We start from the raw sequence: 8,611 nt of genomic DNA on the forward strand, positions 1-8,611 counted from the left end.
GCACGCCGGCCTCGAAGTCGGCGGCGAGCTGTTTGCCGGTCGTGAAGGTCCCGCGCGGCACGATCGTGACGCGATTGCTCCCGTCGAGATCGGCACGTTCTAGTGACCCGTTGCGGGCGTAGGCCTCTTCCGAACGTGGGCTGGCCCCCGGATCGGGGGCCCCCATGTTTGTCCAGTACACATGGCCACGTGACTGGTCGACGATGAGGCCGTCGGGCCTCTCGTCGAGTCCGGTCAGCAGGGTACGCACCCGAGTGCCATCCAAGGACACCGCCTGCAGCTCCTGTTTGCCATCGTTGAGCACCAGCAGCTCGGTCATCAGCGCTCGCTTTCAGGTCCGTCAATGTGACCGGCGGAGAACGCGGGCACCGCGTCGCAGATCGCCGCAACGTTCCGGCCGGCCTGCATGACGGCGCCGTCGGGCCTGACGATGGCGGCGGTCGCCCGGCCTTGCTTCAGCCAGCTGCCGAGTTGGCTGTCCCGAGCAACGGAGACGATCACGGCTCCGCGGCTCTTGAGCTCCTTCTGTTGCGCAGCGCTCAGCGGAGACGAGGTGACCAGCGCGAACCGGTTCCCGACGACCTGGTCGAAGTGCAGACCATCGCGCAAGACCGGGTTGGGACTCAACGTTCCGGCCAGTTGGCCGGGGCTGCGGGATTTGATCACCAGTGCCGACTTGTGCAGCCCGGGGGCGACGCCGTCGGCGGCGCTGGTGCGCGTGCCCGGCAGGCGCAGGTGCGCCAGCCGCGGGAACACCACCTTGCGGACCACATCTCCAACCCGGCCGCCGCCGGTCATCGCCGCTCCGACCGACACGGCCATCAAAATCATGGCCGCCGCATGGGCTTTGCGCTCCTGCTCGTAGGTGTCCAGCACGCTTTCGGGCAGGGTGTTGCCCAGCACGCCGGCCACTTTCCAGCTCAGATTCAGCGCATCGCGCAGGCCGGCTGCCATACCCTGGCCGACGAACGGCGGGGTGAGGTGGGCGGCGTCACCGAGGACGAACACATTGCGGTCACGCCACCGACTGGCCACCTGGGCCCGGAACGTGTACGCGGTGACGCGAACCAGGCGCAACTGGTCGGCGGGTGTGCCGCCCAGCCACGGCTTGATCAGCGGCTCGATGTGCTCGATGGTTTGGTAGTCGGCGGCGGTCTCCCCGTCGAGCAGCCGGAATTCCCAGCGGTAGCGGGTTTCGCCAACGCGCATGTAGGTCCCGGCTCGCTGGAGACTGCACAGTTGGTGGCAGCCTTCCCACTGGTTGAGCTCGGCGTCGGTGTCGACGTCGATGACCACCCAGGTCTGCTGAAACGGCAGCCCGTACATGTGCGAACCGATCGCCGCACGAACCGTGCTGTTGGCGCCGTCGCAGCCCAGCACATAGCTGGCTTCCACGGACTGCTCGCCACCGCGCACGCGATCAAGGAAGCTCACCCGCACCCGGCCGGGCCGGTTCTGGGTAACGCTGGTGACCTCGACATTGCCCCGAAACACGGCCTCCGGGTACCTCTTGAGGTTCGCCCGCATCATGCCTTCCAACTCGGGTTGGTCGAACATGTTCATCTGAGGGTAGCCGTTGGCGCTGGGTTCGGGACTGCGGTTCAGCTCCGCCAGCACCCGCATGTCGGTGTCGAGCAGTCGCAAACCCAGCGCGCCCCGGCGGTGGGCGGCGAACTCGTCGCCGACGCCTAGGCGAGTCAGGATGCGGTAGATCTCGTCGTCGGCGTGCACCGCCCGCGGCAGCGGGTAGACGGTCTCATGACGGTCCAGCAGCAGACACGAGATGCCCTGCTGGGCCAGCAGCGTGGCCGCGGTCATGCCGGTCGGACCGGCCCCGATGATGATCACCGGCATGTAGTCCGGCAGCGAGGCCGGGGCGCCGTTGGACTGTGCGTTCATCGGTATACCACCTTGTTGCGTTGGGTGCCAAGGTCGATGGCGCCGTCGTCGGTGGCCACCGTCGCCTCCACGACGTCACCGTGATGGAGATAGTTGGGGTTCTTTGCCTGTCCGGCAAGGAATGTCATCAGATCCATTTGATGCGGGTTCTCGACTCCACGCGCGGTGAGCGCGGTGCCCACCGGGGTACCGGTGAGGACGACGTCGCCGACGTCGACCTTCTGGAACCTCGCGAGCGTCTGCAGCGCCTGCACAGGTGTGTAGAGCATGTCGCCCTCGACGACCATGTTCTGGCGCACCTCCCCGTTGACTCGCAACTGCAGCCGCAGGTCACCGAAGCGCTCGAGCTCATCGGCATCGACCAGCACCAGCGCCGGCCCGATCGGGGTGAACGTCGGATACGACTTCGACTCGTAGAACTGGGCTTTCGTCAGCTGCACGTCGCGCGCCGACACGTCGTTGGTGACCAGCAGCCCGTGGACGAACTCGGCCAGGTTGGCCTCGGTGACCTCGGTGCCCACCGGCAGCTCACGGCCGATCAGCAGACCAATCTCAAGCTCATAGTCCAGCAGTTGCACGTGCGGGGGTTTGACGATGTCATCGAACGGACCGGTGACGGAACCGGAGGCCTTGCGGAAGAAGGTCAGCGGCGTCTTCGCGGGGTCGCGGCCGACGTCTCGCACATGCGAGGCGTAGTTGGTGGCCTGAGCCACCAATCGGCATGGCGTCGTAACCGGCGACAGCAGCGCCAGGTTTTCCACCGGCACGGTGTCAGTGGAGTGCGCGGCGGCGTCGACAGCCGCACGGTCGGCCAGCAGTTCAGCGGTGCTGGCGGCGTCGGTGCGGATGCGGGCGGCGCCGCTCGGTGTCTGCACCCACCACGCGTCGGCGGTCCGCAGGATCGAGACGGTCATTGGGATCCTTACTTTCTTTTGGGTTGGGAGGGTTAGGAATTGCTTACGTGGAAAAGCCCGCGGAGGGCGGACAGGTCGAACTCGTTGTCGTGGCGCAGCGCGTCGACCATCAAGGAAATCTCACGCGCGGTTTCGCCGGGTGTGCCAACGCCCAGGAAGTCCTTGCTCGGCGGGGGGCCCCACTGATAGAGGCCAGACGCCGTCAGCGGAGCCCAGCCAGGCTCGAGGGTGTTGTCGAACATGTCGCCGTCGGCGTAGTGCTCGACCAGGAAATCGCCGTCGGGGTCGCGCCAGTAGTCGAAGATCTGGCTGCCCTGGATGTGACGACCGATGCCCCAGGAGCGGAAATAGCCGTGCTCGCGCAGGTATTCGCCGCCGGCGGCCAACGCGTCCAGGTCGGCGACCTGGTACGCCGAGTGGACGTAGCGGTGGGTCGGGCCCAACGCCATCGCCAGCGTGTGGTGGTCGGCCGGGATGGACCCGCGATCGCAGCGGATGAAGCTCATGATGGGTCCGCGCTCACGCTGGCCGGGGTAGTAGCAGAAGTCGCTGACGATCAAACCGAGGTGGTCCAGATACCAGTTCAGCGCCTCGATGTACTTGGGGGTCTGCAGCACGATGTGGCCGAGCCGCTGCACGCCGGCGGGCACCCGCGGGGGACGCTGGGTGGCGTTTGCCCGGACGGTGTCGTGGCTGGGCCCGAAGTTGAACACGTGCGGTTTCTGGGAGGCCAGCTCAGGCAGAGTGTCGACACCGGAGACCACCCGCAACGAAATCCCGCTGGGGTCAACGAGGTCAACGGTCACCCCGCCCAGGGTCTCGGGCAGCGGCCGCACGGTGGTCCCGGTCGCGTCGGCCAGCCGCAGCAGGTCGGTGTCTTCGGCGGCGACGAAAGCCGGGCCGACGAACCGCGAACGCGTGCCACGGCGGATCAGCACACACGGCGCGACAGGGTCGCTGCCACGCAGGTGCAGCTCGTCGTCGGTGCGCAGCGCGACGCTGAACCCGAACGCCAGCGCAAACGCCTCCGCCTTCTTCAGATCCGGCTTCTCAAATTCCAGCCAGATGACGTCGTGGACCTTGATCACGGGATTGGCGGAGCGGCCCGGGTGCTCACCCGGCAGAGCCCCCTGTTCGCTGTGCAGGCCATTGTGGGCGCCGATCAGATGCTCGGTCATCGCTGTGCTCCCGAGACATAGTCGATGGACGGCATGGTGCTCCTCCCTAAAAGGCTGTATTGCCAAGGTGTTCGGCGAACGCGCACTCGCGCGCCGCATTCGTGACTAAGCATGCGGCTACTGCGAACGTCTGTCGTTGCGGCTGACGGCAATCGGCATACCCTGCTAGCAGGTATTCATCGGCCCGCGAATGTGCTGTACGCGGCGCATCCCGAAGCGGGTAACCCGGTCGATTTGTTCGATTGGAACGGATGGAACCGACCCGCTATTCGACGACGCGTTGCGGGTCAGCGAAAAGCCGGCACCAAGCGTCCCTCGAAAACGCGCCCGCCACTGACTAGTTCGGCTTCAGATGGCGTACTTGCTGCTGTGGTCGGCGATCGAGCGCTACATCACGTTCAGATACCGGGCTGGTTAATGAGTCAAAAAGCTTTCGCGCGAAAAGGGTTTCGCTAAACTCATTCAATAACACGCATCCCCAAGCCCATCGGGCCTGCACCAACCGCTGTTAATGTCCATCACAACCGAGCGAGTGTTTGAGGTTTTACAGTCAAGTTCGGCACAACGTGACGCATCGTGGCAAGTCGGGGCCAGGTCGCCACACGAACCTGCTCGATGATTCGCTCACCCAGCTTGTGCCGATCTTTGACGGCGTTCTGAAAACGACCCAGGGAGAGGGTGATTCAGACAGCCGCCGGTTCCTCAACCGTCAACGGGTAAGCAACAGCCAATTTGAGCCAAGTCGGGTAGCGGTGCACTAGAGCATAAAAAGTTGAACTTCGACTACCGATAATTCTCGGAACGGTCAATCGGTATTTCTCGACGCTAGCGTCCAGTACTGTAAACGGACGTTCGACGGTCGGGAGGAGTGATCGTGTGAGCGCAAGACTCAAGCGACGAGGTAACAAACGCACCCTCGGTAAGCTTTGGCAGCCCGCCGTGATTGTTGCCGTGCTTGCGGTCGTCGCCTACGGCGTCCATATGATTCGGGGCAACAATGAGGCGATTAGCCATCCGCCCGCGACAAGCGCCATCCCCGCCACCGTCGTCGAGACCAATCCCAAAAACGTGACCTACGAGGCGTTCGGGATCCTGGGCGGTGGCGGCAAGGTGGTCTGCGCCAATCTCGATAGCCAGCCCATCGAGGTCAGGCTGTCCTCGCTGCCTTGGTCACATTCGGAGACGACGATGTCGCCGTCGGCAACATTGAGCCTCGTCATGCAGGTCGACGGAGATTCCGCCGGCTGCCGCATCCTGGTCGACGGCGTGGTCCGCGACCAGCACGTCGTCTCCCACCCAAGCGCCGCTGTCGCATGCACGGTGACCGCAGCATGAACGAGCCGCCGACCACGCCGATCAAGACGGCAGATCAGGTCGAGCGTGAAAACGTCGACCGGCAAGACTTCGACGTCATCGAAGAAGCCCGCGCCGTCGAAGCGCTCGTCAGCGAGTGCGGAACCGCAGAAGAAGCCGCCAAACGGCTGCACCGCACCGGCGGCTGGGTGTCCCAGCGCCGCGCCCTGCTCACCCTTGCTCCCCAGCTACAGACCGCGCTGCGCCGCGGCGAACTGGCCATCCGCGAAGCCCGCCAGCTCGCGCGCGTCCCCCTGGAAGAACAGGTCGCGCGGTGGCAGGCTGCGCTGAACAGAAAAGACGCCGGGGAGCAACCTCAGCCCGACACCAAGCCAACGGCCCCGTCACGGATCCTGGTCAAAGCGCTGCGCGAATTCGACATGAACCCCCAAGCGCTGGCAGAAGCGCTACATGGCTACCTGGGCGACCGCGGCACGCAGAGGCTGGCGACGCTGCTCGCCGATCGCGCCCAAGCCGCGCCAACCCCGTCGCCGGCCTAGCTGCCGCCCCAACACACCGGCGCCGCCAACCCCCGCGAAAGCCCGCACCGCGAAACTAGGCCTCTAAACATCCAGTGCCGCAATCGAATTGACGATGCACGATGGGGCGGCGGTAGGGGAGTGGTGCCGGCTACGTATCCGCTCCATATCCGATGCTGCACGAGGGCGGCATCCGAACCTAGTTCGCATTGGCCACGCGCAGCAGGGCGTCGGCGAGCGCTCTCGGTTGCGAAAAGAACGGTGAATGACTCGAAGGGATAACTTCAAGAGACGCACCGATATTGCGTGCGGTCTGTACCTGCCAATCCGGGTCGATAAGTCGATCCTCAGCACAGGCGACGTACGTGCAACTGACCGTTGGAAGTTGGGATAATGGAAACGCAGCTATGAACGGGTACGCCGACTGCGGTCGAAGACGGCTGAAAGCTGCCGTCACCGTCGATTCGTCACAGTCGTGGTAGAACAACGCTTTCGCCATGCCACGATCCACCCATACTGTCCGCAGTTCTGCATCAGGGCGGCTAAGGCCCTTGTCCCAGTCGGGGTTAACCATTTCGCCCCCTTGATCCACCAAGCTGAGTCCAGGTGCAGGGACTACGGCGCACACGTACACGAGGTGCCGCACCGGGCGTCGAGCCGCGATCAGAGTGCCAGTGGGTCCAGCCAACGAGTGGGCGACAACGACTACATCAGCGTCGCGACCATCAAGGGCAGCGCAAACCACATCGGCGTAGGGTTCAAAGGTTGTCGCTGAGCCGTCGTCACACGGCAGTTCAGGCGCGACCACGTCGTGGCCCGCTTTCTGCAGCAGCGGAGCGACTTCTTCCCAGCACCACGGGCCGTGCCACGCGCCGTGCACCAGGGCAAAGGCCGTCATACCGCGGATAGTAGGTCGTACGCGTCGGCTGACGGGCAAAATCGGCGCTAGGCGACACCCTGGCGTTCTGGCTGCCGGCAAAGCGCCGCAGGTCGTGCGCAGAGAGATCATCGCGCCCAACGGTTTCAACGCAGCGAGGCTGATCCGAAGATCTCGGCAACCGAAATTCGGATCGACGGGCCAGCGGGATTGATCACGATCCCGTTATGGCCCTGCTCGCGGGCCATGGTCAAAACTTGCGCAGTAGTTAGCGACATCACCGCGTCCGCGGGGTTGAACGCGACGACCTCGGGGCGCTGGTGAAGCCGAAGATGCTTGAGGCGCCGTCGGGATGGGTGGGCGCTGGCCAGGTCGGGGCCAAACGTCGACTGGAATGTTTCTTGTGCGTCGGCGATCGGGGTACGACGGATCCCCTCAATGGGCTGAGGTCTTTTGCTGCGCTGCGTCGCACGACGGCCCGGCCCACGCGGGTGCGTTGCAGCTTCAAGAGCGCCAAAAGCCCAATGCCAGGCCAAGCAGCCAAGCCGTCGATGGCCAAGGCCGAGTTGGTTATCACGGCGGGACCGTCCTATCCGCTGACACACTCCCCGGTGGCCACCGGCGTAATGTCGCCGATGTGCGCCAGCTGAGCGGCCACCTCCTTGGCCGTCAGGACGAAACCGATGTCGTTGTCGTCGACAGCCGCGCCGAACACCACACCGAGCACCTGACCATTGGTGTCGATTAACGGTCCACCCGTATTGCCTTGCTCCACACTCGCTCTGACCGTGTAGACCTCGCGGTTGACCGTCGCGTTCCGGTAGATGTCGGGTCCGCTGAGTTCGATAAGTTCCCGGATTCTGGCCGGAGTTGCCACAAAGCCACCGCCACCGGGGTAGCCCATCACTATTGCATCGGTGCCCGATGTCACCGGAGTGTCGGCGAACGCCAGCGGTCCGGGCGGCAGGTTGAGCACCTTCAGGATCGCGATGTCGACACTCGGGTCGTAGGACACCACGGTGGCGTCATAGGCGTTGCCGCTGGCCTCCACGGTGACGCTGTTCGCACCGGCCACCACGTGCGCGTTGGTCATCACCCGGACACGTTCAGCAAGAATTCCGACCTGATGCGGTGATTCGCCTCCGGGACAGCCGTCTCGGAACAACTCCCAATCCGGGCGGTCCGCATGGATTTGGTCCGGGCGTAGTCCCTCGTATTCGCCGTAGTTCCATTCGGACCAGGTCGCGCTCGACCTCGGCCTCGGCGCCAAAGCCTGACAACTCGCAAGTCCGCCTCGCACGCTGCAATGGGCTGGTGAAGACCTTTTTCAAGCTCAGTTCTTTTAACCGTTCACCGAGCCGACGCGCGTTGCGCTCGCCGCGCTCGGTCACGGCAAATCTTTAAGTCCCGTGTGCTGGCCCGATAGACTCCACGCAGTCTCGCCGTGCCTGGCGAGGTAAACCACGGGCAATCCTTCACTCATGACTTAAATTCCTTTACCCCTCAGAATGGCCACTGCCAACTCGTGATCTCCTCAGGGTCGATACCGAACTCGTAGGCGTGGCTCTTAGCCTCTATCTGACGGTTGAGCAGCGCCTCCTGAACGCCGGCTCCGGTGACCTGGAAGCGAGGCATTCGTTCGATGGCGTCAATTGCGAGGCTGAAGCGATCCGTTTGGTTCTGGATGGCCAATTCCAGTGGGGTGTCTATGTTTCCCTTCTCCTTGTATCCGCGCACGTGGATGTGGTGCTGGCCGGGTCGGCGATAGGTAAGCCGATGAATCAGCCAAGGATAGGAATGGAAGTTGAAGATGACCGGCTTGTTTGGGGTGAAGATGGCCTCGAACTCGCGATCCGTTAGGCCGTGCGGATGTTCCGTGCTAGGAACCAGCCGGAAGAGATCGACCACATT

At 64.1% G+C, this 8,611-nt stretch carries 7 protein-coding genes and 3 pseudogenes; 2 read left to right on the top strand and 8 right to left on the bottom strand.

All coding sequences use genetic code 11. The features are described 5' to 3' along the window. The 4 genes and pseudogenes from VKI00_RS23000 to VKI00_RS23015 all read right to left on the bottom strand — a co-directional run. A pseudogene (locus VKI00_RS23000) lies at window positions 1-319 on the bottom strand (hypothetical protein); the annotation flags it as partial. Next, window positions 319-1,899: a bifunctional 3-(3-hydroxy-phenyl)propionate/3-hydroxycinnamic acid hydroxylase gene (locus VKI00_RS23005; protein WP_324441577.1), complete on the bottom strand. Its 1,581-nt coding sequence runs from the start codon at window positions 1,897-1,899 to the stop codon at window positions 319-321. The gene VKI00_RS23005 and the pseudogene VKI00_RS23000, both read right to left, overlap by 1 nt. Next, a complete protein-coding gene (locus VKI00_RS23010) occupies window positions 1,896-2,813 on the bottom strand; it encodes a fumarylacetoacetate hydrolase family protein (RefSeq protein WP_324441579.1) in 918 nt (305 codons plus the stop codon). Before VKI00_RS23010 ends, VKI00_RS23005 begins: the two co-directional genes overlap by 4 nt. A 32-nt stretch (window positions 2,814-2,845) precedes the next feature. Beyond that, window positions 2,846-3,991, bottom strand: coding sequence for a VOC family protein (locus VKI00_RS23015; RefSeq protein WP_324441581.1), 1,146 nt, complete (start codon window positions 3,989-3,991; stop codon window positions 2,846-2,848). A gap of 981 nt (window positions 3,992-4,972) precedes the next feature. Here VKI00_RS23015 and VKI00_RS23020 point away from each other — a divergent pair. Next, window positions 4,973-5,326 carry an MmpS family transport accessory protein gene (locus tag VKI00_RS23020; protein WP_414687271.1) on the top strand — a complete coding sequence of 118 codons (354 nt, stop codon included), beginning with the start codon at window positions 4,973-4,975 and terminating at the stop codon, window positions 5,324-5,326. Continuing rightward, complete coding sequence (locus VKI00_RS23025) at window positions 5,323-5,844, top strand: hypothetical protein (protein ID WP_324441585.1); 522 nt, start codon at window positions 5,323-5,325, stop codon at window positions 5,842-5,844. Before VKI00_RS23020 ends, VKI00_RS23025 begins: the two co-directional genes overlap by 4 nt. A gap of 178 nt (window positions 5,845-6,022) precedes the next feature. Here the strand turns inward: VKI00_RS23025 and VKI00_RS23030 are convergent, their stop codons facing one another. The 4 genes and pseudogenes from VKI00_RS23030 to VKI00_RS23040 form a co-directional block, all read right to left on the bottom strand. Further along, a complete protein-coding gene (locus VKI00_RS23030; protein WP_324441587.1) occupies window positions 6,023-6,721 on the bottom strand; it encodes an alpha/beta fold hydrolase in 699 nt (232 codons plus the stop codon). Between the two features lie 568 nt (window positions 6,722-7,289). Next, window positions 7,290-7,820, bottom strand: a pseudogene (marP, locus tag VKI00_RS23035) (acid resistance serine protease MarP); the annotation flags it as partial. Next, window positions 7,807-8,091 carry a histidine phosphatase family protein gene (locus VKI00_RS33880; protein ID WP_414687270.1) on the bottom strand — a complete coding sequence of 95 codons (285 nt, stop codon included), beginning with the start codon at window positions 8,089-8,091 and terminating at the stop codon, window positions 7,807-7,809. The gene VKI00_RS33880 and the pseudogene marP, both read right to left, overlap by 14 nt. A 112-nt stretch (window positions 8,092-8,203) precedes the next feature. Beyond that, window positions 8,204-8,611, bottom strand: a pseudogene (locus VKI00_RS23040) (phosphoketolase); the annotation flags it as partial.

Origin of the sequence: Mycobacterium sp., assembly GCF_035314665.1 — a bacterium.
Classification (GTDB): Bacteria; Actinomycetota; Actinomycetes; order Mycobacteriales; family Mycobacteriaceae; genus Mycobacterium.